This window comes from Mesorhizobium sp. M8A.F.Ca.ET.218.01.1.1 (assembly GCF_004791165.1).
Taxonomy (GTDB): domain Bacteria; phylum Pseudomonadota; class Alphaproteobacteria; order Rhizobiales; family Rhizobiaceae; genus Mesorhizobium.
Genome location: NZ_SRUZ01000003.1, coordinates 398,610 through 419,172, shown reverse-complemented (window position 1 = coordinate 419,172; position 20,563 = coordinate 398,610). Strand labels below are relative to the sequence as shown.

Sequence of the window (20,563 nt, the reverse complement as noted above, 5' to 3'; positions counted from 1 at the left end):
CGCTCACGCAATAGCCCGGCGACGCCGCGCCACGAGTACAAACAGGCCGAGCAGCGCCACGCTGGCGACGGCGCTCGCGGCGGCGAATTCCGGAACCGGGCGAAAATCCTTGCCGTCGATGAGCAACGACGCCGCGACCGGCCCGATCGCCAGGCCGAAAAGCTGGGCGGCCGGCACCAGCAGCACGGCGGTGCGCGTCTCGTCGGCGGTGATCGCCAGCCGGATCTGGTAGGGCACGATGAACAGCAGGATGAAACCCATGACCAGGGCGGCGACCCAGAATGTCGCGAGGCCAGGTCCACCGGCAAGCACGAGCGAGGCGGCAAGCGCGACGATGCCGATCGCGGCGATGGCAAGGCGATAGTCGATGCGCGCCTCGAACACGGTCGCCGTCATCGCGCCCAGCACCTGCGCCGCGAGGCTGGCCGAGACGATCAGCCCGACGGTGCGGCCATCGATGCCGAATTGGGCGCCGAGAGGTTCCAAAAACGCCCAGACCGCGCCGAAGAACATGAAGTAGCAGAAGACCGACAACAGCGCGGTGATAGAGGGACCCGTCAGCACATTGGCGAGGTTCTCGTCCTTCGGCAGGTCGGCATAGTCGGCGGGGACAATGAAGGCGACCACGAACGACGCGACACAGACGACCGCGAGAACGAGGAAGCCGCCCGCCGATCCGGCGGCGGGAATGACATAGAGCGCCAGCAGCAAGGCAAGAGCGCATTGCGCCAGCGTCTGCATGGTGACGAAAAAACCGCCGATGCGTTCGGCGCGCCGCGAACGGGCGATCAGTTCGGTGGCGACCGCGACAAGGCCACCTTCGGCGAGGCCGGCCAGCGCGCGAGCCGCCATCAGCGTGTTGGCGCCGGCGGCATAGGCCGTCCAGACATTGGCCAGCGCCAAGAGCAGCAGCAGGGCCGCACTCTTCCAGCGCATGTTGCGGGCGGAAAGCAGCATCGCGACGATCGCCGAGCCGATCGCGATGGCGATCATCTCGGCGGTGGCGACCAGTGCCAGCTCGTCACCGCTGACATGGCCCTCGGTATAGAGCGCGCCGAGCAGGACGGGCTGCAGGCCGAGGATGAGCAGGCCGACCGACCCGATCCACAAGGCCGAGGCAAGCTGGCCGCCGGTCGGATTGCCGACCAGCCAGTCGCCATCGCCTTGAAGACCGGTGCTTGTCGAAGTCAAAGGCGCCTCCCAACGTCCTTGCCGCGCGGCAGAAAAGCTGACAATCTGTCAGCATTTAAGAAACTGATACTTGATCATATTTTTTGTCAACCGGAATTCGGGAACCCCGGGCGAAAGATCGGTGCATGACGGAAGCAAGTCGAACGGCCACCGAGCCCAGGCGCAGACCCAAGCAGGAGCGCAGCCGCGAACGAATCGACGCCATCCTGTCGACGACGATGCGGCTGATCGGCGAGAAGGGCATCGACGCCGTCACCATGAAGGAGGTCGGCATGCTGGCGGGCGGGCCGATCGCCACCGTCTACCATTACTTTCCCAACAAGTCGGCGATCCTGGCGATGCTCTATGAGCGGTTCTCGGAGGTCAGCCGGGCGCGCTTCGGCGCGATCATCGCCGAAATCCAGGGGCTGGGCGACGTGACCGGCGCCGCGGACCGCCTGCTCAACGACTACTACAGCCGTGTCGCGGCTGACCCGGCCATTCAGGACCTGCAGAATGCCATCCAGGCCGACAAGGCGCTGCAGCATCTCGACATCGCCGAGACGAGACATCAGTCGAAGATATTCTGCGACCACGTCGGTCCGATGCTTCAGGCGGAGCAGCGCGAGGCGTTCGCACGGCTGGTCTTTCTGATCTTCCAGCTTGCCGGCGGCGTCGTGCGCCTGGCCCTGACGCAAGATGAGGAAGAAGGCCGGCGCACGATCGAGGACTACCGGTCGATCATCCACACCCAGTTGCGGGTGTTCTTGTAAGCCCTGATGATCGTCGTGAAGCCACGCCGAATAAGAGGGTGACTGCCGACATGAATGTCAGGACGCCGGTTATGTGAACTCGCGGATGAGGCCTTCGAAGCCGTCGGCAAGATTGGCATTGCCGGCGGCGAGAAAGGCAGAAAGATTGCGGGCGCCGCCGGGTGTCTTGTTGGCGTCAAGCAGCACCGCCCTGCCCTCGTGCATGACAAAGTCGAACTTGCCATAGTCAAAGCCAAGTTCGCGCCTCAGCGCGCGCAGCTCCTCGGGAACCGGAACCGGCTCACGACGGATCGTGTCGTCGCCTTTGACCAGGCTTTGTGGCGAAACATGGCGGGTGCAGCGCTCGCGCTCCCCGCAAAATGTCCAGAAGCGGGCGCCAAAGCCGTCCGGTTCCGGCTCGGGAATGAACTTTTCGACGACGAGATCCCTTCGGTCGAACACCGCAGGCGCAACATCCGAAAGGGACGTACAGACGTGGTAGCCCTCGATAAGCTCGACGCCGGGAAATGGCTCCGGCTTTCCGGCACGTCGCGATCGCCGGTTAAGCGACTGCTCACGCATTCCCAGATTGTTGAGATTGCTCTTGACGATGACCGGCCCTGGCCAGTCGTCATCCCTGCCGATCACGGCGCCGCTGACACGGCGCTTGGAGATGTCGGCTGCCCCGACGTTCAGGCAGAAGGGAAAAGCGCGCGCGTATTCGACATATTCGGGTGGCGTCACGGTCGCATCGACATGCAGCACCGCTATATCGGCCTCCGGCTTCGCCGACGTTCCTGAGAGTATGCGGACGGAATGGCCGCGCCGTTTCAGTTCTTCCAGCAAATCAAAGAGCATGTAGGGACTGTCGCGGCGCAACAGCGGGCCGCGCCGGCGTTCGAACCTGTCGAACTCATGTGTAATAACCGCGATGCGTGTCATGCGCCCCCCGCACTTGGTTTCATTAGCGTCCTCGATTATGCATTTGAATACAATGCCGGCTTGGGGCCAGGGATGACTGATCATTGGAATGCCATTCGAGGGCACTGGAAGTTGCTCGGACCGCCGCTGCGGCCTCCCGCCGAAGCGGTGGAAACCTACCATCGCGAGCTCGACCTTTCGGAGGCGCATGTCGTTCTGCTCGGTGTGACTCCGGAGCTCGCCGGGCTCGGCGCGACCATGATGGCCGTCGACGAATCCTCCGACATGATCGCTGGAATCTGGCCAGGCGACACTGCGTCGCGAAAGGCTGTCAAAGGCGACTGGCTCGACCTGCCGGTTTCCGATGCAAGCGTCGATGCGGTGATCGGCGACGGCTGCCTGTCGGTGCTCGGGCTTTCTACCGCGCGCCGAGCGCTGTTCGCGGCAATCGCCCGCGTGCTGCGCCCTGATGGCCGCGCGGGCCTGCGTCTCTTCGCTGGTCCCGAGACACCGGACGATCCGGCAGCGGTGCAGGCGCTTGCGCTTTCTGGCGGTGTCTCCACTTTCCACGAGCTCAAATGGCGCGTCGCCATGACCGCGACAGGCCGCGCTCCCGACCATGCGATTCCAGTCAGGACGATCGCGGAAAGGTTCGATGCACTCTTCCCTGACCGCCAGGAACTTTCCGCGCGGACGGGCTGGGACCTGCCTGTCATCGCCACCATCGACGTTTACCGGAACTCCACGGCCATCTACAGTTTTGCACCACCAGCGCAGCTCGTGGCCGAGGCGGAAGCATTCTTCAACGACGTCCGCATTGCTCCAACCGGCGGCTACGGGCTCGCCGAGAGATGCCCGCTTCTGGTGCTGCGGTCGCCGAAAGTTTGAGTCTACAGCAGCGTGCACTGAAAGAGACGGAAATTGCAAAACGCCATGCAATACTCCATGTTCGGCCCCGATGAAATCTATCGATTAGAAACACGGTAAGGAAATGAAGATATCTGCGGCGGTGCTGTCGACCCTATTTTGCGCACTCATTTATTCGCCCGCTTCATCTGAAGCTGACGACGGCCCAACGGCTATTCCATTGACGAAACTAGAGTACCCCGGAAATCCACAGAACATTCACATGCTTTATGTGAATATTATTTCCCTAGGAAATCGGAAAATCGATCAGCCGATTTTGTTGGATACAGGGTCTAGTGGTATGACAATCGAGTGTCTATCGGCGCTCCCCGCCGAACTCTGTTCCGAGGACGGCATTAAGATTACAGAAAGTCGGGAGTTCGATGGGATACTTGTCACCACCAAGAAGGTAGTCATGCATTATGGCACCTACGATGAGTATGGAAATGTGGCTTCAGCGCGCGTGACTTTTGGTTCGCCGGTCTCATCGGCTTCCACGGACAGGCGGGTCTCGTTCCTCATTCGCTACAAGCAAGTCAGACGTGACACAGGTGAAATTGTCGGCGGTCCGCTCTGGCCAAAAGGCATTTTTGGCATCTCGCCCATTGGAGGCGATGGGCCAAATCAGATGATCAGGTCGCCGATGGCCGCTGTAAGCGTAGGGACAGTCCTGCACAGAGGTTATTACCTCTCCCCGATCGGCAGCACGTGGAAGCCATGCACAAACGAGCAGGGCAATTGCCCTGAGGTTCGAGCCTTGCACATCGGCGTTCCGGATGACGTAAAGAAGACTTTCAAGATGCAGAAATGGAAACAGGCCAACCCGCGCTACAATTTCCCAACCTTTGAATCCTGCCTCTCATGGAACTCCAAACCCAATTGTCGGCCAACGCTATACGACACAGGGAACTCAACCATTATGGTCCCGACCGACACGTCCAAACCGTATAGGTCATTAGACGCCGGCACGAAGGTTGCGGTGAAAACCGAAGGTCAGGACGATTGGAATTTTACAACCACCTACAAGCCCGAAGTGGAGATTGTACCGGGTCTTGAACATAACATCGTCGGGATACGGTTTTTCGAAAGGAACAGCCTCCTGGTGGATCTAGAAACCCAGGAGATCGGCCTACGCCTTGGGCATTGAACAATCGATGCCCAGCGCTTCCATCGAACTGACCACCATTCTGCCAGATCGCGGCCGATAACCGCCGCATTCTTCGCGACGATGCGGCAAGAGCAAAATTTCGCGCTGACGCCCCTTGCCGCGCGCCTTGACTCTCGAGGGCCACACGCCTATTTCAGCGCCACGTTAGCACTCGCCCTTGGTGAGTGCTAACCACATGTCCGGCTTCGCCGGATGGAGGAACTGTTTCTCACTGTTCTCATCGAGGAAGAAAAAATGGCAAAGTCGAAGTTCCGCCCGCTTCATGACCGCGTGGTCGTTCGCCGGGTCGAATCCGAATCCAAGACCGCCGGCGGGATCATCATCCCGGATACGGCGAAGGAAAAGCCGCAGGAAGGCGAAATCATCGCCGTCGGCTCCGGCGCCCGCGACGAAGCTGGCAAGCTGGTCCCCCTGGACGTCAAGGCCGGCGACCGCATCCTGTTCGGCAAGTGGTCGGGCACCGAAGTCAAGCTCAATGGCGAAGACCTTCTGATCATGAAGGAATCCGACATCATGGGCATCATCGGCTGATTATCGGCCTCACCCTCAACTTGAATTTTCGGGCTCTTTCCGAGCCCCTGCCAGGAGCTAAAACATGGCTGCCAAAGACGTAAAATTCTCCCGCGACGCCCGCGAGCGCATGCTGCGCGGCGTCAACATCCTTGCCGACGCGGTGAAGGTCACGCTCGGCCCCAAGGGCCGCAACGTCGTCATCGACAAGTCGTTCGGCGCCCCGCGCATCACCAAGGACGGCGTCACCGTCGCCAAGGAAATCGAGCTTGAAGACAAGTTCGAGAACATGGGCGCGCAGATGGTCCGCGAAGTTGCTTCGAAGACCAACGACATCGCCGGCGACGGCACCACCACCGCGACCGTTCTGGCGCAGTCGATCGTCCAGGAAGGCCACAAGTCGGTTGCCGCCGGCATGAACCCGATGGACCTGAAGCGCGGCATCGATCTCGCCGTCACCGAAGTGGTCGCCGCTCTCGGCAAGGCCGCCAAGAAGATCAAGACCTCCGAGGAAGTCGCCCAGGTCGGCACGATCTCGGCCAATGGCGACGAGTCGGTCGGCAAGATGATCGCGGAAGCGATGCAGAAGGTCGGCAACGAAGGCGTCATCACGGTCGAGGAAGCCAAGACCGCCGAGACCGAACTGGAAGTCGTCGAAGGCATGCAGTTCGACCGCGGCTACCTCTCGCCCTACTTCGTCACCAACGCCGACAAGATGGTCGCCGAGCTCGAGGACGTCTACATCCTCCTGCACGAGAAGAAGCTCTCCAACCTGCAGGCCATGCTGCCGGTCCTCGAAGCCGTCGTGCAGACTTCGAAGCCGCTGCTCATCATCTCGGAAGACGTCGAAGGCGAGGCCCTGGCCACGCTGGTCGTCAACAAGCTGCGTGGTGGCCTGAAGATCGCCGCCGTCAAGGCGCCGGGCTTCGGTGATCGCCGCAAGGCCATGCTGGAAGACATCGCCATCCTCACCGGTGGCCAGGTCATCTCGGAAGACCTCGGCATCAAGCTCGAGAACGTCGGCCTCAACATGCTCGGCCGCGCCAAGAAGGTGTCGATCTCCAAGGAGAACACCACCATCGTCGACGGCGCCGGCAAGAAGGCCGAGATCCAGGGCCGCGTTGCCCAGATCAAGCAGCAGATCGAAGAGACCACCTCGGACTACGACAAGGAGAAGCTGCAGGAACGTCTGGCGAAGCTCGCCGGCGGCGTTGCCGTGATCCGCGTCGGCGGTGCGACGGAAGTCGAAGTCAAGGAAAAGAAGGACCGCGTCGATGACGCCCTCAACGCGACCCGCGCGGCCGTGGAAGAAGGCATCGTTGCTGGCGGTGGCGTTGCCCTGCTGCGCGCTTCGGCCAACATCAAGTCGACCGGCGCCAACGCCGATCAGGCCGCTGGCATCAACATCGTGCGTCGTGCGCTGCAGGCTCCGGCCCGCCAGATCGCGTCGAACGCTGGTGCGGAAGCTTCGATCGTTGCCGGCAAGATCCTCGAGAACAAGGGCGCGACCTTCGGTTACAACGCCCAGACCGGCGAATATGGCGACATGATCACCATGGGTATCGTCGATCCGGTCAAAGTCGTGCGCACGGCTCTCCAGGACGCGGCCTCGGTCGCCGGCCTGCTCGTCACCACCGAAGCCATGATCGCCGAAGCTCCGAAGAAGGACTCGACTGGCGGCGGCATGCCTGGCGGCATGGGCGGCGGCGGCATGGGCGGCATGGGCGGCATGGACTTCTAAGAAGTCCATAAAGCACGCCCATGAATCCAAGTTGCTCAAGCCCGCTAGCGGGCTTGAGTGGCGGCATGGACTTCTAAGAAGTCCATAAAGCACGCCCATGAATCCAAGTTGCTCAAGCCCCCTAGCGGGCTTGAGTGGCGGCATGGACTTCAATCCAGCCAACTTGGCTTTATGCATACGGAAAGGGCGGCAGAAATGCCGCCCTTTTTCGTTTTGGCAGTTAACTCGGCCGGCACCTGCCTTTCTTAAGCAGCGCTCTCGGCCTGCTGCGCCACCTTGCCGGCGAGCACGGCCTGCTCGATGAGTGCAGCCACTTCGTCGGCCACGGCGTTGAGTGACGAGCGGTCGCGGGTGGCGCGGGCAATCACCATCAGGCCTTCCAGCGACGATTCGACCAGCAGCGCCAAAGCATGCGCGCGGCGCTCGGGCACCCCTGCCCTGACGAAGGCCTGCCGCAGCAGGCCGATCCACTGCTCGAAAGCTGAGCGGCAGATCTCTTCGAGCTCGGGCACGTCGTTCGGCGCATCGAGCACGACGGGCGCGATCGGGCAGCCGAGCGAAAACTCGTTGTCCTCCAGCATGCGGGCGACAGACTGGTAAATGTGGTGGACGGCGACCGCCGGATCGCTTTCCGTCGCCAGTTGGGCGCCCAGCCGCTCGGTCACGTCGGCCACGCTGGCGCGAGTCACCTCGATGACCAGTTGGTCCTTGCCGCCCGGGAAATGGAAATAGAGCGAGCCGCGCGGTGCGCCGCTGGCAGTCAAAATGTCGTTGAGCGAAGTGCCGTGATAGCCGCGCCGCCGCAAAAGCAGTGCCGTCGCCTCGATCATCCGCGTGCGTGTGTCTGTCGCCATGTCAACCTCTGTCAGGAGCGCGCATTATAGGGCTTGCCCCGAATATGACAATCGGTCTACATAATATGTAAATCGGTCTACATATTTGAGAGGCGACGATGCAAAGCTATCGGCTGGAAGGACAGGACGGCGGCCTCGACAGGCTGGCGATGCGCGAGGACGAGGTCGTCCAGCCGGGTCCGCGTCAGATCCTGATGCGGGTACGCGCCACCTCGCTCAATCGCCGCGACACGATGATCCTCAACGGCACCTATCCGCTGACGCCGCGAGCCGGCATCGTGCCGCTGAGCGATGGCGCCGGCGAAGTGGTGGCCGTCGGCGATGCCGTCACCCGCTTTGCCGTCGGCGACCGTGCAACCGGCAGCTATTTCGCCCGCTGGATCGACGGCCGCATCAACGCCGGGCTGATCGACCAGCTCGGCTGCACGCTGGACGGCATGCTCGGTGAATACGCTGTGCTCGACGAGCAATGGGCGGTGCGGCTGCCTGAGCATCTCGACTGGCATGAAGCCGCGACATTCACCTGCGCGGGGCTGACGGCCTGGAGCGCGCTGACGGGCGCGGACGCCCCAAAACCCGGGCAATGGGTGCTGGTTATCGGCTCGGGCGGCGTCGCGCTGTTTGCACTGCAGTTTGCCAAGCTGATGGGCTGCCGCGTGGCGGCCGTCACCTCCCGCGCCGAAAAGTCCGACAGGTTGCGCGCGCTCGGCGCCGATCTCGTCATCGCAACGGCCGAGGCGCCGGATTGGGGCATGAAGCTGCGCGAGGCGACGGGCGGCATCGATTTGACTGTCGAGACCGGCGGGCCTGCGACCTTTATGCAATCGCTGATCGCAAGCTCCCTCTACGGACGCATCGTGCTGCTGACGGTCCAGGACCAGAAGGGCAGATCGGTCGAGATCCCAGCCGCCGTCTACCAGCGCAGTCTTGTCACCATCGGCCGCGTCTTCGTCGGCAGCCGCAGCGGCCTGGAGGCGATGCTTGCCGCCGTCGCGGCGCATCGCTTGAAGCCCGTCATCGACAAGATCTTCCCATTCGCCGAAGCGCGCGAGGCGTATCGGCATTTCATGCAGGGCGACGTGTTCGGCAAGGTCGTCATCGACGGCGCGTGAGCCCCCTATTCACCAACCAGAGGAGAGAAAGCAATGACAGTTCGCGACGCATCGGCCGAATGGCACGGCACGCTCAAGGAGGGATCCGGCCGGCTCAGGCTGGGCAGTGGCGCCTTCGAGGGCGCCTACTCGTTCCCGTCCCGCTTCGAAAACGGTCCGGGCACCAATCCGGAGGAACTGATCGCGGCCGCCCATGCCGGCTGCTTTTCGATGGCGCTCACCGCCGTGCTTGGCCGTGAAGGTCATATCGCAAGCGATATCCACACGATCGCAAAGGTGCATCTGGGCGCCACCGCGGCCGGACCGACGATTACCCGCATCGAGCTTGAGACGGAGGCGAATGTCGCCGGGCTTGCCGCAGCCGACTTCGAGCGGCTCGCGCAGTCGGCCAAGGCTGGATGCCTCGTCTCGCGGGCTCTGGCCGGTGTCGCAGCGATCACGCTGAAGGCGAACCTCGTAACTCACTAAGGACGGAAGGAGAAAATCCAGTGACCCAGGAATTGATCATCGACATCGCCATGGCCAACCGCTCCGGCGAAACGGCTGAAATCATGCGGCGCTATAATGACGTCTTCCAGCGCCACGACCCCTCGGCGCTCGACGAATTGGTGGCGCAGGACTGCGTGATCGAGAACACCACGCCGGCGCCGGACGGCGCACGCCGCGCCGGCAAGGCGGCCTGCGTCGAGCTGTGGTCGGCGATCGCCACCGCGCCCGGCACGCGCTTCGACCTCGAGGAGACTTTCGGGGCGGGCGACCGCGCCACGATCCGCTGGCGCTATTTGATGGCCGACGGCAGTTCGCTGCGCGGCGTCAACCTGATGCGCGTCGCGGACGGGCGCATCATCGAGGCGATGGGTTACGTAAAGGGCTAGCCTGGTCGATCACCTGTCCGCCAGCGCCAGCTTGGCGCCGAGCATGACGAAGGCGCCGGCAAAAGTCCGGCGCATCCAGGTCAGCACCATCGGGCGCGACACGACATGGCTGCGGATCGAGGCCGCGAAGATGCCGTAGCCGACGAAGACCACGAAGGTCAAAAGCATGAAGACCGAGCTGAGCTCAAGCATCTTCGACAGTGCATTGGGCTCGGTGGTGCTGACGAATTGCGGCAGGAAGGCAAAGAAGAAGATCGACAGTTTCGGATTGAGCACGTTGACGAGGATGCCGGTGGCGATCACCTTGCCGGCCGAACGCGGCGCGACATTTTCCTCGACGCTCAGGCCGCCCTTCTCCTTCAGCGTGTTCCAGGCCATGTAGAGCAGATAGGCGACGCCGAGATATTTCAGGGTCTCGAAGGCGACAGCACTGGTGTGCAGCAGCGCCGCAAGGCCGGTGATGGCGGCCGCCATATGCGGAATGATGCCGAGCGTGCAGCCGAAGGCGGCAATGATCGAGGCCCGGGCGCCGCGCGAAAGCCCGGCGCTCAGCGTGTAGAGAACGCCGGTGCCGGGCGAAGCCACGACGATCAGCGACGTCAACAGAAATTCGATGCTCACGATGATCTCCTCCGGCGCCCTGCCCTGACGCAACCTAGCCAGCAAGCCAGGCGTGCACAAGCGACAGTCATTCGCTGCTAAGAGGTAGAAAATCCGAGCGCCCGGCGCGCCATCAGGCACTCGTCATCGCCAGGCATGCAGGCGCGGCAGACATCCGGTCGCAGTTCATAGATGGTGCAAGCGGTCGACTTGCCGACTTCGCCGGACAGGGCCGAACAGCGCACGCCGTCGCAGCGCATGCCCGACAGGTCGGCGGCCACATGTTTTTCCGGGATCCGGTCGAGCTGCGCATCGTCCTCGGTCGAAAAGCGCGGCCATTCGGCCGAATAGGAGCAGCAGGCCCCGCAGCTCTGGCAATCGAAGACAGGAGCTGACGAAGGCGGACTGCTCGCGGCTAGCACGGCAAACGGCCCCGAAGCGGCAAGGTTGCGATCGGCATCCCGAGGCAAGGCGCTACTTCTTCTTGCCCGTCTTGCCCTTCGGTGCGTCGACCGGCGACTTGAACAGATCGGTCGCTGCCTCGTCGGCCTTGGCCGCCTTCGGCGCCGCAACCGGCTTGGCCGGCTTTGCGGTCGAAGCCGGCGCCGCCGGCTGGTCCTTGGCGGAGAATTTTATGGCCATGTCAGTCCTCGTCGGCGAAACGCGATGATGGTGCGCGCGGATTGCGCAAGCGGCCGATCAGGGCCGAAACCGCCGTGATGTTCATCTCCTCGGGCGACCAGTTCCGCGCTTCCGCGATGTGATGCGGCGCCAGCTCACGATGCGTGCTGCCGCTGTAGGCGGCGTCCTGGTAGGTCACCCGCTCCTGGGTCTTTTTGTCCTCGCGGACATATTCGATCAGGTAGTTCGGGGCTTCGGCGCGGCCGCGCACACCGACGCGCACCTGGGCATCGCCATGGGCGCGCTTGCAGCGTTCGAGTTTTTCCAGCACGCGCCGGACATATTCGACCGGCTTGTCCAGGGTTTCGACCATGTCGGCTATGGTCGCATCGGCCGCGATCGGCGTTGGCGGTACGCGCTTGGTGGCCATCAGCGTTTTCCGGCTCGTTTCGGCAGCGCCGCGAGCGCGGCGGCGGCCGCCATCTCGTCGGCCTCCTTCTCCAGCCGCAGTTCGCGCAGGCGCGCGGTCTTGGCTTCCCGTGCTTCGCTGACGGCATCCCGTTCGGAAATGATGCGGTTGAGCGACATCGACTGGGTTTGCGTCTTGCTGAACAGCGACACGGCCGGGTCGACGGCTGGCGAATGGGCGGTCAAGATCTTTCTCCTGTCAGGAGCCTGGTACCGATAGGGCGAGACCGGGTCTTCGGTCGGGACCAGTACAAAGCGATGCGGCAGCGGATTCAGAATGCTGCAGCGTCCCTTAGCACGTTCAGCCCAATGCGCAGCGCATTTTCGGCGGCAACAAGCGTAAAATGAAAAAGGCCAGGCACCGCCTGACCTTCCCTGGGAGCCGCCGCGCATCCAACTGGATGCACAAGCTGGCTCCTGATGGGCAGCACAAACCTTGGAAACTCAGGTTTCCCGTGGCAATGCGCCCGAATTCGCCGTTCACCAGTGCCAGTACATCCGTGGTCACCGGGACGGCTGAATTCTTACTTCACGCCGCCTTCAACTGGTCGGCGGACATCTTGCCCGACTTGTTGTCGCGGACCATCTCGTAGCCGAGCTTCTGGCCCTCGACGATGTCGCGCATGCCGGCGCGTTCCACGGCCGAGATGTGGACAAAAACGTCGGCGGAGCCGTCGTCAGGCTGAATAAAACCAAAACCTTTGGTGGCGTTGAACCACTTAACTGTGCCGGTGCTCATGACGAACCCTTTCCATGGCAAATATTCGTTCGCCGCCGTGCGGATGCACAACGTCGTTTGTCTCGATTTTTGATGTGGGAAGTTCGTCAAAGGCGCGCTCGAAAGCGCGGATAACAAAAGTCAGTCAAACAAATATCGACGAATTTCTTCTACGCGTGTTTCGGACGCCTGTCAAATGTTGCGCCATCGAGCCGAAAATCCGCCAGATGAAAACGTCTCAAGTGGTCGATCCCGATCCCTGGGGAAGGCCGCTTCGCAGATAGGCCCTATTCGTCCGGCCCCGGCTCCGGCCATGTCTCCCTGGCTGCGTCGGCATACCATTGGCGCATGGCCGGCGTTGCCAGAACCGCGTCGACATAAGCCTTGGTGTCGGGCGCCAGATCGCCGCCATAGGTGTCGAAACGGGTGACGACGGACGCGTACATGGCATCGGCCGCGGTGAAATGGCCGAACAGAAACGGGCCGTCCTTGCCGTGTTTCTCACGGCACTCGCGCCACAGCGCCTCGATGCGGGCACGTTGGATCTCGCCCTCGGCGTCGAGCGACTTGTGCCCCTTGGGCCGGCGCAAGTTCATCGGCCAGCCATAGCGGACTTCGCGAAACCCGGAATGCATCTCGGTCGCCGCCGAACGCGCCAGCGCCCGGGCGCCGATATCGGCCGGCCAGAGTTCTTTCTCCGGAAAGAGGTCGGCGAGATATTCAAGGATGGCAAGGGTTTCCCAGACGATCCTTCCCTTGTGATTCAGGACGGGCACCTGACCGGTCGGCGACACTTTCGCCAGGTTGGCCGCGGTTTCCGGCGTGCGCAGCCGCACGAATCCCTCCTCGAATGGTATCTCCAGGTGCCGCATCGCCACCCAGGGCCTGAGCGACCAGGATGAAAAGCACTTGTTGCCGATATAAAGCGTGAATTCCGACATCTGTCCCCCTTTGGCGGTGTTGCTTCTTGCGGAGTGCGCTGGCCGGCACCCTAGCCTGCCGACCCGGCCGCCGAAAGGCACCTGTCTTGCCGACCCAAGCAGCGGCTGCTGGAACCGAAACCGTGCCGGCTCGTTTGCCCAGGCGAACCAGGAGATGCGAAAAATGGTGAACAAGGATCAGGTGGCCGGCGTCGCCAAGCAGGTGAAAGGCTCGATCAAGCAGGCTGCCGGCAAAGCGACCGGCAACAGGCAGACACAGGCCGAAGGGATGGCCGACAAGGCCACCGGCAAGGTGCAGAAGGCCTATGGCGACGTGAAGGACAAGGTCAAGAAATCGTTCTGATCGCTGTGGAAGGGCCGCGTCGAGCGGCCCTTTTCACGTCTTCAGCGATTTGCTGAAGGCGTTGGTGAAAATCACATCGCCATGATCGTCGCTGGCTTCACCCAACACGACGTCCAGACTGTCGTCGGTGACACGCGCCAGAGCGAAGCCACCCATATAGGCCGCTTTCGGCTTGAAGAGATCGAGGCCGTCGCGTTGATAGATCATCGGCACCTCGTGCTGATGACCGTGGAAGATGGCGATAACGTTGTAGCCCTTCAGGGCCGCCAGCAATGCCTGGCGGTCCGCATCGCTCCACCAATGCGACGCTCCCTTGCCTTCGTCGTCAAACGCCCTCCTGGCGGGGTCCCACCGCTCCGTCGAAAAAATATCCCAGCCATAGTGCTGGAACAGGATGACCGGGCGGCCGTCGGCGGCATAGGTCGCCAGGTCCTGCCTGAGCCAAGGCAGGCCGTTGTCGGCGCCATGGCCGGTGTCGCCGGCGAAGCGATGGGTCTGCACCAGATGCAGGCCGCCCCAGTCCCATGAATAGCAGTCGGTGTCGACATCGTAGCTGGTGGCCGGCACCGGCGGCTTGAAGAACACGCCGGCGCGATGATTGACCTCGACATAGTCGCGCATTTCGCGCCGGTACCAGTCGACATGGTGCGGCGGCCCGTTCTGGTCGAGGTCGTGATTGCCGAGGCCGACATAAACCGCAACATGCACGCGGTCGGGGCCCATGCCTTGCTGATAGCGCTGGCTGAACTGCAGGAGTTGGGTGCCTTCGCTGGGCTCGGTGATCTGGCCGCCGCCATCGTCGGTGATGTCACCGCCGACGACAAGGCCGAGCGGCGTGCCGATGCGGCTACCGGCAGGCCGCAGGCCGGTGGCGATGGCGTTGATCTCGGCCGGCCACTCCTTGTCACCGATGGCGTTCAACGCCGCGACGTCGCGCAGCAGCGCCGCGTCCGTCTTGCCTTCCAGCTGGCAATTGGGGCTCAAGCCGCTCGCCATGCGGCAGGCATGGACATCGGCGACGAACAGGAAGGTGGCGTCGACAGGCTGGATGCGCTGCCCGGTCTGACCGAACGCCGGGCGTGAAAGCGCACCGGCCGTGGCAAGACCGGCGGCCTGTAGCAGAAACCCACGGCGCGAGAGCAATATGGAGGAAGGGCGATTCATCATCGGGATTTCAGCATGGAGGGCGGGCGGCAGTAAAGTTCAGTCCTCGCCACGGCGATCGCCGCATGAAAGAGCCGCCATCGAGGTTTTTCGCGACAGCGAGACCGGTCGGCTGGCAATGATCCCGTTTGCCGATCTGCGAAAACTGTTTCCGCTCAAGGCGGGAGCCAAGAGCACGATCGAGTTCGTCGAGCTGTCGCCCAGCAAGCAGCCAAAGGCCACCAAGACACTGACGCTGGCCGTCAAGGGCAAGGAGACGTTCAGCCTGGGCGACTGCAAATACAATGTGCTCGCCGTCGGGGAGACCTTCAAGGACGGAGCCGGAGAGACACTCGGCGCCTTCACGGCACTCTATTCACCCGATCTGCAGGCCGCTCTCGCCCGGCGCTACGATGAAGGCACCAGCGCGGAATCAGTGAACGGCTACGAGACGATCAAGCCTTTGGCCGACTAGATCTAGGAACCGGCTGTCCGCGCTCGCCGCGGCATCGCCGCAAAGCCGGGCTGTAGCCTGCCTCAAATGCCGCCGTACCGCCGCAGCACCCTGCGACGTCGCCTCGCCCCCGGATCGCCCTGCGATGATGCCGCTTGCGCGGCGCTCTCGAACGCCGCAAGGCAATCGCGCAACGGGCTGGCGTCCTGCGCTGCCTTGGCCATCGACATGGCACCGGAATAGGCGGCGACGGCAACCATCGCAAACTGCCGGGGGTCCGTGCCTTGCTCTCTGCCCTCCTGCTGGTCGGCGCTGATCTTGTCGGCGATCGCCTGGCGCCATGCAGCGAAGATGCCGGCAAGCGCAATCCGGAACTCGGGATCGGCGAGCGAGAGCTCATGCGCCAGATTGTTGAGCGGGCAGCCGCGCACGAAACCTTGCCGTTCCAGTTCCGCCGCCACGGCTTCGAACACCTGACGCACGCCATCACGCGCCGAAGCCGCCGCTTGCACCGGGGCGATCCACGTCTCCTCGACCGCCGCCGCCACACGCTCGTCGATGACCGCCAGCGCCAGCGCCTTCTTCGTCGGGAAATGATGATGCAGCGCGCCGGCGCTGACGCCTGCCGCCGCCATCAGGTCGCCGAGGCTGGAAGCATGATAGCCGCGTGCCTGAAACGCGTCTTCGGCGACGTCGAGCACTTTCCGGCGCATGCCCTCAGGGTCGTTGATGCGTTTGCTTCGGGCTCGCCTTGGCCGGATGTTGAGCTCTGCTGACATTCTCGAAGGATAGCATGTTGACAAAACAGGGCAACCGGTCTGTTTATAAACAGGGTGATCAACCTGTTTGGAGAACGCCGGATGAACCCGACCCCGAATGCCACGCCGAAGCCGGTGGCGCTCGCCTCGCCGATCGTCGAATTGCGCCAGTACACGTTGAAGCCCGGCCGGCGCGAAACGTTGATCGAGATCTTCGACACGGAGTTCATCGAAAACCAGGAAGACGCGGGGATGACCATCATCGGCCAATTCCGTGACCTGGACCGCCCCGACATGTTCGTCTGGATGCGCGGCTTCGACAGCATGGATGCCCGCAAGGACGCTCTGGGCGCGTTCTATGACGGCCCTGTATGGGCCGCACACCGCGATGCCGCCAATGCGACGATGATCGATTCCGACGATGTGTTGCTGCTGCGACCGGCGTGGCCGGATGCCGGCTTCGATCTGTCGGGGCTGCGCCGGCCATCGGCGGCCAAAAGCACAAGCGATCGGAATGGGTTGCCCGGTCTGGTTGAGATTTCGATTCATCATTTGCGGCCGGGCACCGGGGCCGATGTCGCCGGGCGCTTCCGGGCGGAGATGGTTGCGCGGCTTGCCCAAACCGGCGCGCGTCTGCTCGGCGCCTTCGTGACGGAGCCGGCCGCAAACACGTTCCCGCGGCTTCCCGTGCGCGCCGGAGAAAACGTCTTCGTCGCCGTTACCGGCTTCCACGACGCCGATGCCCATGCCAACCATAGCCTCGCCGCTTCGTCGGCGTGGCGGGCGCTCATTCAGAGCATGCAAGCCGTCGGCACAAAGCCGGCAGAGACGTTGTGGCTGGTGCCCACGGCCCGATCGCTGTTGAGATGATCAGCGGCCGGTCAACATTTCCGCGATCGCCGAGGCGACAAAGGCCGGGTCCTCCCAGTGCGGATTGTGACCGCAATTTTGCGCCCACACGAGACGGGATCCGGTCAGCGCCTCGGCCAAAGCCTGCTGGTGCGCCTCGCCGAAAAGCGGGTCGCGGGCACCGGCGATGATCAGCGTCCGGACCCGCACCGCCCGTGCCTCGGCTGCCAGGTCGGTCATGCGGACTTCATCGAGAATGCCGCGCCAGCGGGCCGCCGGCATGGCGGAAGCTTCCTTCGCCAGGCCGGCGAGAAACGGCTGCGGTACCGAGGCCCCACATGCATGCCACCAGGCAAAGAACGGATCGGTTGCCGATATCGGGTCGCGCAAGGCCCGGATGCCGGCCGGCAATGGATGGTCCGGCGTGAAGCCGGGCTTCAACGCGCTGGCCAGCACGACCAGGCCACCGATCAGGCCCGGATGCCAAGCGGCCAACGCAATCGCCACCATGCCGCCCAGGGAATGACCGACGACGACAGGCCTTTCCAGCCGCAGGTGCCGGATCAACCCGGCGATGTCCTCGGCGAAATCCGCGACGCGGCAGCCGTCGCCCGCTTGCGAGGCACCATGGCCACGCAAGTCGGGCATGATCAGCCGGCGGCCGGCCAGATGCGGCGCCAGCAGTGAAAAGCTGCGGCTGGTGTCCGTGAAACCATGAATCAGCAACAGCGGCGGCCCGGCGCCGGCGATCTCGACATAGGCGATGTCGAGATCGCCCGTGTGGACCCATTGCTTGCGGGCGGCCCAGGCGTCCTGTTCCACCTCGGCAACGGGCAAGGCGTCCGGCAGTCTCACAGGCCGAGCTTTTCCTTGACGGCGGCAAGACCAGGCTTGCCATCGAAAGTGGTGACACCGGCGAGCCAGGCATCGAGGCGGTTCTTGTTCAGCGTGATCGCCTTCAGCGCCCCGTCCTCCGGCTTCATGCCGTCATTGATGAGGTAGCCCATGCCGACATTCTCGAAGTCGATGTCGAAGACGAGATTTCCGAGGAGCCGCGCCACGTTCGGACATTCCTGCAGGTAGCCCTTGCGGACCTGCGTCGTCACCGTCGCGGCGCCGAAATTCGGGCCGAAGAATTTGTCGCCGCCGGTCAGATACTTGAAGTCGTACATGGTGTTCATGGGATGCGGCGCCCAACCCTGGAAGACGATGAACTGCTTCTCCTTGATCTCGTAGCCGACCTCCGACAGCATGCCGGCTTCGCTGGACTCGACCACGTGCCAGCCATCGAGGCCAAAAGCCGGATCGGCGATGGCATCCATCATCAGCTGGTTGGAGCCGGGCTCGATGCCGTACATCTTCTTGCCGAACTTGTCGGCGAACTTGTGCAGGTCGGAGACGTCCTTGACCCCCGCCTCCCAGACATAGGTCGGTACGGCAAACGTGTATTTGGCGCCGACGAGATTGACGCGCACATTCTCGATCGAGCCGTCCTTCTTGTAAGGCTCGTAGTAGGTGACCATCGCCGGGTCCCAGTAGCCCAGGAACAGGTCGAGATCGCGGTTCTTCATGCCTTCGTAGATGACGTTGATGCCGAGCACCTCGCTCTGTGGCTGATAGCCCAGCGCTTGCAGAAGCACATTGCCCACACCCGTGGTGAAAGCGAGATCGTTCCAGCCGGGCTCGGCCATGCGGACCACGCGGCATTGCTCGGCGTCCACCGCCTGGGCCGCCTGCGAGGCCAGGGCCAGCGCGGCAAGACAGGCTCCGTTTGCAAGGATGCGCAACATTCCGTTCTCCTCATTGCTCAAATTGACCAATCGGTCTTTTTATTGTCCCACTGGTCAATGATTGATCTCGCGGGACGAAAATGTCAACGTGGATTCGTGATGCATGGAACGATCCCGTGAAACTGAAGCGCCTCGGCGACATACGCCGCAAGGAATTGCGGCAGGCGGCCTTCGCGGTTCTGGAGCGCGAAGGCATTGCTGGGGCCACGCTGGAAAAGGTCGCCGCCCAGGCCGGTGCCTCCAAAGGCATCGTGCTGCACTACTTCCGCAACAAGCAGGAACTGTTCGAGCACGCCATGCGCGAGGCCAACGCGGTCCTGGGCGACGCGGTGGTCGCAAGGCTTCGCCAGGCACGGACGTCGATGGAACGCCTGGATGCGGTGATCGAGGGCAATTTCGAGGAGCATCTCTTCCTGCCGCCTCTTTGCCATGCCTGGCTTTCGCTCTGCGCCGAGGTGCCGCGCGATGAAAAGCTGGCGCGCATCCAGAAGGTGATCCACGGGCGCATGCGATCGAACCTGTTGTCCGGCCTGCGCGGCCTCGCCTCACCCAGCGAGGCCGACGACATCGCGCTTGGCGTCACGGCCTTGATCGACGGACTTTGGCTTCGCCTCGGCCTGCAGCCAGGCAGCGTCTCGCGCGAACAGGCGATCCGGCAGGTTAAGAACTATGTCGCCGCGCGGCTGGCCACTCGGGATCGCTCGACCGCCCGCGCGTGAGCAGTCGGCTGCCGAAGTTCATACCCTGGGATAGCCTGATGGCTTGACCCCGTCGCGCACATGCGGTGCGATCCCTCTGTTTGATGCCAAGCACATGGTGAGGTGAGCGATGAGGCTTCACGGCAAGCGGGCGTTGATCACCGGTGGATCGGACGGCATCGGCCTGGCGATCGCCGAGGCATTCCTGCGCGAGGGCGCCGATGTGCTGATCGTCGGCCGCGACGCGGGCAAGCTCGAAGCCGCTCGCCAGAAGCTGACGGCTTCCGGCCCGGTCGGCACCGTTGAGACATTGTCGGCCGATCTCGCCACCAGCCCCGGCATAGCAGCGGCGGTCGAGCACGCGAAAGCTTCCGGCCGGCCGCTCGACGTTCTCGTCAACAATGCCGGTGTTGCCTATCTCGTGCCATTCGAGACCGTCAGCGAGGCGCAGTTCCAGCACTCCTTCGCGCTCAATGTGTCGGCGGCCTTCTTCCTCACACAGGGGCTGCTGCAGCATTTCGGCACCGGCGCATCCGTCATCAACATCTCGTCCTACTTCGCCGACAAGATGATCCCGAAGCGTCCGTCCAGCCTCTACTCCCTGTCCAAGGGCGCGCTGAATTCGCTGACCAAATCGCTCGCCTTCGAACTTGGCCCGCGCGGCATCCGCGTCAACGCCATCGCGCCCGGCACGGTCGACACGGCCATGCGGCGCAAGACCGTCGACAACCTGCCGGTCGAGGCAAAGGCGGAGCTGAAAGCCTATGTCGAGCGCAGCTATCCGCTGGGCCGCATCGGCCGCCCTGACGACCTCGCCGGGATGGCGGTCTATCTTGCCAGCGACGAGGCCGCCTGGACCAGCGGCGCGATCTTTGCCATCGACGGCGGCTATACGGCAGGGTGAGGACAGGCCATCTCCCCCCTTGTGGGGAGATGGCCGGCAGGCCAGAGGGGGGCGCTGTCCCGCCAGCCTTCCGCTCCTGTTCGAAGGTCGCGGAACGGATTGTCGATGCGCAATCCCGGGCCGCCGTGTCCGTTATCTCATCTTCCAGACGCCGCGATCCTTCGCGCCCCCCTCTGCCCTGCCGGGCATCTCCCCCCTCGAGGGGGGAGATTGACCTTTCCTTCAACCGATTTGCATCCGCACCCGCGTCATTCTCCGCTTGAAGCC

The 20,563-nt window shown here is 63.2% G+C and carries 27 protein-coding genes; 13 read left to right on the top strand and 14 right to left on the bottom strand.

The window, feature by feature from the left end; translation table 11 throughout:
• Nucleotides 1-3: 3 nt before the first annotated feature.
• Complete coding sequence (locus EN861_RS13225; RefSeq protein ID WP_135863890.1) at nt 4-1,191, bottom strand: MFS transporter; 1,188 nt, start codon at nt 1,189-1,191, stop codon at nt 4-6.
• A gap of 125 nt (nt 1,192-1,316) precedes the next feature.
• Here EN861_RS13225 and EN861_RS13220 point away from each other — a divergent pair, with 125 nt between their 5' ends.
• Nucleotides 1,317-1,943 (top strand): TetR/AcrR family transcriptional regulator, encoded by a 627-nt coding sequence (locus EN861_RS13220; RefSeq protein ID WP_127280207.1) that lies wholly within the window; start codon nt 1,317-1,319, stop codon nt 1,941-1,943.
• A gap of 69 nt (nt 1,944-2,012) precedes the next feature.
• On the opposite strand, the gene EN861_RS13215 is transcribed toward EN861_RS13220, so the two are convergent.
• Nucleotides 2,013-2,780, bottom strand: coding sequence for a hypothetical protein (locus tag EN861_RS13215; RefSeq protein WP_245512025.1), 768 nt, complete (start codon nt 2,778-2,780; stop codon nt 2,013-2,015).
• Between EN861_RS13215 and EN861_RS13210 the strand changes: the two genes are divergently transcribed.
• From EN861_RS13210 to groL, 4 genes are all read left to right on the top strand, one after another.
• Entirely contained in the window at nt 2,739-3,731 is a 993-nt protein-coding gene (locus EN861_RS13210) for a class I SAM-dependent methyltransferase (protein ID WP_245464485.1), read from the top strand. The genes EN861_RS13215 and EN861_RS13210 overlap by 42 nt on opposite strands.
• 103 nt (nt 3,732-3,834) lie before the next feature.
• Nucleotides 3,835-4,896: a hypothetical protein gene (locus EN861_RS13205; protein WP_135863886.1), complete on the top strand. Its 1,062-nt coding sequence runs from the start codon at nt 3,835-3,837 to the stop codon at nt 4,894-4,896.
• 255 nt (nt 4,897-5,151) lie between these two features.
• Nucleotides 5,152-5,448, top strand: a complete 297-nt coding sequence (groES, locus tag EN861_RS13200) for a co-chaperone GroES (protein ID WP_006203049.1) — start codon at nt 5,152-5,154, stop codon at nt 5,446-5,448.
• Nucleotides 5,449-5,512: 64 nt separating this feature from the next.
• The gene (gene groL, locus EN861_RS13195; RefSeq protein WP_135863885.1) at nt 5,513-7,168 is read left to right on the top strand and encodes a chaperonin GroEL; all 1,656 of its coding nucleotides are present in this window, start codon (nt 5,513-5,515) and stop codon (nt 7,166-7,168) included.
• A 245-nt stretch (nt 7,169-7,413) separates the two neighbouring features.
• On the opposite strand, the gene EN861_RS13190 is transcribed toward groL, so the two are convergent.
• Nucleotides 7,414-8,022 carry a TetR/AcrR family transcriptional regulator gene (locus EN861_RS13190; protein ID WP_127871504.1) on the bottom strand — a complete coding sequence of 203 codons (609 nt, stop codon included), beginning with the start codon at nt 8,020-8,022 and terminating at the stop codon, nt 7,414-7,416.
• Nucleotides 8,023-8,120: 98 nt separating this feature from the next.
• Between EN861_RS13190 and EN861_RS13185 the strand changes: the two genes are divergently transcribed.
• Genes EN861_RS13185 through EN861_RS13175 form a run of 3 tightly spaced genes read left to right on the top strand, consistent with a single transcriptional unit; the run spans nt 8,121 to nt 10,009 of the window.
• Nucleotides 8,121-9,134 carry an NAD(P)-dependent alcohol dehydrogenase gene (locus tag EN861_RS13185; RefSeq protein WP_135863883.1) on the top strand — a complete coding sequence of 338 codons (1,014 nt, stop codon included), beginning with the start codon at nt 8,121-8,123 and terminating at the stop codon, nt 9,132-9,134.
• Nucleotides 9,135-9,167: 33 nt separating this feature from the next.
• Nucleotides 9,168-9,602, top strand: a complete 435-nt coding sequence (locus EN861_RS13180; protein WP_135863881.1) for an OsmC family protein — start codon at nt 9,168-9,170, stop codon at nt 9,600-9,602.
• 20 nt (nt 9,603-9,622) lie between these two features.
• On the top strand, nt 9,623-10,009 hold the full coding sequence (locus tag EN861_RS13175; RefSeq protein WP_135863879.1) for a nuclear transport factor 2 family protein: 387 nt from the start codon (nt 9,623-9,625) through the stop codon (nt 10,007-10,009).
• Between the two features lie 9 nt (nt 10,010-10,018).
• Here the strand turns inward: EN861_RS13175 and EN861_RS13170 are convergent, their stop codons facing one another.
• From EN861_RS13170 to EN861_RS13140, 7 genes are all read right to left on the bottom strand, one after another.
• A complete protein-coding gene (locus EN861_RS13170) occupies nt 10,019-10,630 on the bottom strand; it encodes a LysE family translocator (protein WP_135863877.1) in 612 nt (203 codons plus the stop codon).
• Between the two features lie 77 nt (nt 10,631-10,707).
• Nucleotides 10,708-11,031 carry a YkgJ family cysteine cluster protein gene (locus EN861_RS13165; protein ID WP_189343643.1) on the bottom strand — a complete coding sequence of 108 codons (324 nt, stop codon included), beginning with the start codon at nt 11,029-11,031 and terminating at the stop codon, nt 10,708-10,710.
• Between the two features lie 52 nt (nt 11,032-11,083).
• Nucleotides 11,084-11,251, bottom strand: a complete 168-nt coding sequence (locus tag EN861_RS13160) for a hypothetical protein (RefSeq protein ID WP_135863872.1) — start codon at nt 11,249-11,251, stop codon at nt 11,084-11,086.
• A 1-nt stretch (nt 11,252) separates the two neighbouring features.
• Complete coding sequence (locus EN861_RS13155) at nt 11,253-11,660, bottom strand: hypothetical protein (RefSeq protein WP_056562978.1); 408 nt, start codon at nt 11,658-11,660, stop codon at nt 11,253-11,255.
• The gene (locus EN861_RS13150) at nt 11,660-11,884 is read right to left on the bottom strand and encodes a hypothetical protein (protein WP_135863869.1); all 225 of its coding nucleotides are present in this window, start codon (nt 11,882-11,884) and stop codon (nt 11,660-11,662) included. Before EN861_RS13150 ends, EN861_RS13155 begins: the two co-directional genes overlap by 1 nt.
• A gap of 343 nt (nt 11,885-12,227) precedes the next feature.
• Complete coding sequence (locus EN861_RS13145; RefSeq protein WP_010915421.1) at nt 12,228-12,437, bottom strand: cold-shock protein; 210 nt, start codon at nt 12,435-12,437, stop codon at nt 12,228-12,230.
• 266 nt (nt 12,438-12,703) lie between these two features.
• Nucleotides 12,704-13,357, bottom strand: a complete 654-nt coding sequence (locus EN861_RS13140) for a glutathione S-transferase family protein (protein WP_135863866.1) — start codon at nt 13,355-13,357, stop codon at nt 12,704-12,706.
• A gap of 154 nt (nt 13,358-13,511) precedes the next feature.
• Here EN861_RS13140 and EN861_RS13135 point away from each other — a divergent pair, with 154 nt between their 5' ends.
• Nucleotides 13,512-13,700, top strand: a complete 189-nt coding sequence (locus tag EN861_RS13135; RefSeq protein ID WP_189343626.1) for a CsbD family protein — start codon at nt 13,512-13,514, stop codon at nt 13,698-13,700.
• 33 nt (nt 13,701-13,733) lie between these two features.
• On the opposite strand, the gene EN861_RS13130 is transcribed toward EN861_RS13135, so the two are convergent.
• Nucleotides 13,734-14,867 (bottom strand): metallophosphoesterase, encoded by a 1,134-nt coding sequence (locus EN861_RS13130; protein WP_135863862.1) that lies wholly within the window; start codon nt 14,865-14,867, stop codon nt 13,734-13,736.
• Nucleotides 14,868-14,982: 115 nt separating this feature from the next.
• On the opposite strand from EN861_RS13130, the gene EN861_RS13125 reads away from it, so the two are divergent.
• Entirely contained in the window at nt 14,983-15,318 is a 336-nt protein-coding gene (locus EN861_RS13125) for a hypothetical protein (RefSeq protein WP_245512024.1), read from the top strand.
• Nucleotides 15,319-15,380: 62 nt separating this feature from the next.
• Here the strand turns inward: EN861_RS13125 and EN861_RS13120 are convergent, their stop codons facing one another.
• On the bottom strand, nt 15,381-16,010 hold the full coding sequence (locus EN861_RS13120) for a TetR/AcrR family transcriptional regulator (protein WP_189343625.1): 630 nt from the start codon (nt 16,008-16,010) through the stop codon (nt 15,381-15,383).
• A 180-nt stretch (nt 16,011-16,190) separates the two neighbouring features.
• Here EN861_RS13120 and EN861_RS13115 point away from each other — a divergent pair, with 180 nt between their 5' ends.
• Nucleotides 16,191-16,925, top strand: a complete 735-nt coding sequence (locus EN861_RS13115; RefSeq protein ID WP_348630903.1) for an NIPSNAP family protein — start codon at nt 16,191-16,193, stop codon at nt 16,923-16,925.
• On the opposite strand, the gene EN861_RS13110 is transcribed toward EN861_RS13115, so the two are convergent.
• Nucleotides 16,926-17,759: an alpha/beta hydrolase gene (locus EN861_RS13110; RefSeq protein WP_127871493.1), complete on the bottom strand. Its 834-nt coding sequence runs from the start codon at nt 17,757-17,759 to the stop codon at nt 16,926-16,928.
• Nucleotides 17,756-18,694: a choline ABC transporter substrate-binding protein gene (gene choX, locus EN861_RS13105; protein WP_127871492.1), complete on the bottom strand. Its 939-nt coding sequence runs from the start codon at nt 18,692-18,694 to the stop codon at nt 17,756-17,758. Before choX ends, EN861_RS13110 begins: the two co-directional genes overlap by 4 nt.
• A gap of 80 nt (nt 18,695-18,774) precedes the next feature.
• Here choX and betI point away from each other — a divergent pair, with 80 nt between their 5' ends.
• Nucleotides 18,775-19,413, top strand: a complete 639-nt coding sequence (gene betI / locus EN861_RS13100; protein WP_135863855.1) for a transcriptional regulator BetI — start codon at nt 18,775-18,777, stop codon at nt 19,411-19,413.
• A 109-nt stretch (nt 19,414-19,522) separates the two neighbouring features.
• The gene (locus tag EN861_RS13095; protein ID WP_127871490.1) at nt 19,523-20,296 is read left to right on the top strand and encodes an SDR family oxidoreductase; all 774 of its coding nucleotides are present in this window, start codon (nt 19,523-19,525) and stop codon (nt 20,294-20,296) included.
• Nucleotides 20,297-20,563: the final 267 nt, after the last annotated feature.

What these genes read in the sequence shown, in the direction of transcription:
- EN861_RS13220 (WP_127280207.1), top strand. Translation starts at nt 1,317, where the DNA reads ATGACGGAAGCAAGTCGAACGGCCACCGAGCCCAGGCGCAGACCCAAG.
- EN861_RS13210 (WP_245464485.1), top strand. Translation starts at nt 2,739, where the DNA reads ATGGCCGCGCCGTTTCAGTTCTTCCAGCAAATCAAAGAGCATGTAGGG.
- EN861_RS13215 (WP_245512025.1), bottom strand. Translation starts at nt 2,780, where the DNA reads ATGCTCTTTGATTTGCTGGAAGAACTGAAACGGCGCGGCCATTCCGTC.
- EN861_RS13205 (WP_135863886.1), top strand. Translation starts at nt 3,835, where the DNA reads ATGAAGATATCTGCGGCGGTGCTGTCGACCCTATTTTGCGCACTCATT.
- groES (WP_006203049.1), top strand. Translation starts at nt 5,152, where the DNA reads ATGGCAAAGTCGAAGTTCCGCCCGCTTCATGACCGCGTGGTCGTTCGC.
- groL (WP_135863885.1), top strand. Translation starts at nt 5,513, where the DNA reads ATGGCTGCCAAAGACGTAAAATTCTCCCGCGACGCCCGCGAGCGCATG.
- EN861_RS13190 (WP_127871504.1), bottom strand. Translation starts at nt 8,022, where the DNA reads ATGGCGACAGACACACGCACGCGGATGATCGAGGCGACGGCACTGCTT.
- EN861_RS13185 (WP_135863883.1), top strand. Translation starts at nt 8,121, where the DNA reads ATGCAAAGCTATCGGCTGGAAGGACAGGACGGCGGCCTCGACAGGCTG.
- EN861_RS13180 (WP_135863881.1), top strand. Translation starts at nt 9,168, where the DNA reads ATGACAGTTCGCGACGCATCGGCCGAATGGCACGGCACGCTCAAGGAG.
- EN861_RS13160 (WP_135863872.1), bottom strand. Translation starts at nt 11,251, where the DNA reads ATGGCCATAAAATTCTCCGCCAAGGACCAGCCGGCGGCGCCGGCTTCG.
- EN861_RS13155 (WP_056562978.1), bottom strand. Translation starts at nt 11,660, where the DNA reads ATGGCCACCAAGCGCGTACCGCCAACGCCGATCGCGGCCGATGCGACC.
- EN861_RS13145 (WP_010915421.1), bottom strand. Translation starts at nt 12,437, where the DNA reads ATGAGCACCGGCACAGTTAAGTGGTTCAACGCCACCAAAGGTTTTGGT.
- EN861_RS13140 (WP_135863866.1), bottom strand. Translation starts at nt 13,357, where the DNA reads ATGTCGGAATTCACGCTTTATATCGGCAACAAGTGCTTTTCATCCTGG.
- EN861_RS13135 (WP_189343626.1), top strand. Translation starts at nt 13,512, where the DNA reads ATGCGAAAAATGGTGAACAAGGATCAGGTGGCCGGCGTCGCCAAGCAG.
- EN861_RS13130 (WP_135863862.1), bottom strand. Translation starts at nt 14,867, where the DNA reads ATGATGAATCGCCCTTCCTCCATATTGCTCTCGCGCCGTGGGTTTCTG.
- EN861_RS13125 (WP_245512024.1), top strand. Translation starts at nt 14,983, where the DNA reads ATGATCCCGTTTGCCGATCTGCGAAAACTGTTTCCGCTCAAGGCGGGA.
- EN861_RS13120 (WP_189343625.1), bottom strand. Translation starts at nt 16,010, where the DNA reads ATGCGCCGGAAAGTGCTCGACGTCGCCGAAGACGCGTTTCAGGCACGC.
- choX (WP_127871492.1), bottom strand. Translation starts at nt 18,694, where the DNA reads ATGTTGCGCATCCTTGCAAACGGAGCCTGTCTTGCCGCGCTGGCCCTG.
- betI (WP_135863855.1), top strand. Translation starts at nt 18,775, where the DNA reads ATGTCAACGTGGATTCGTGATGCATGGAACGATCCCGTGAAACTGAAG.
- EN861_RS13095 (WP_127871490.1), top strand. Translation starts at nt 19,523, where the DNA reads ATGAGGCTTCACGGCAAGCGGGCGTTGATCACCGGTGGATCGGACGGC.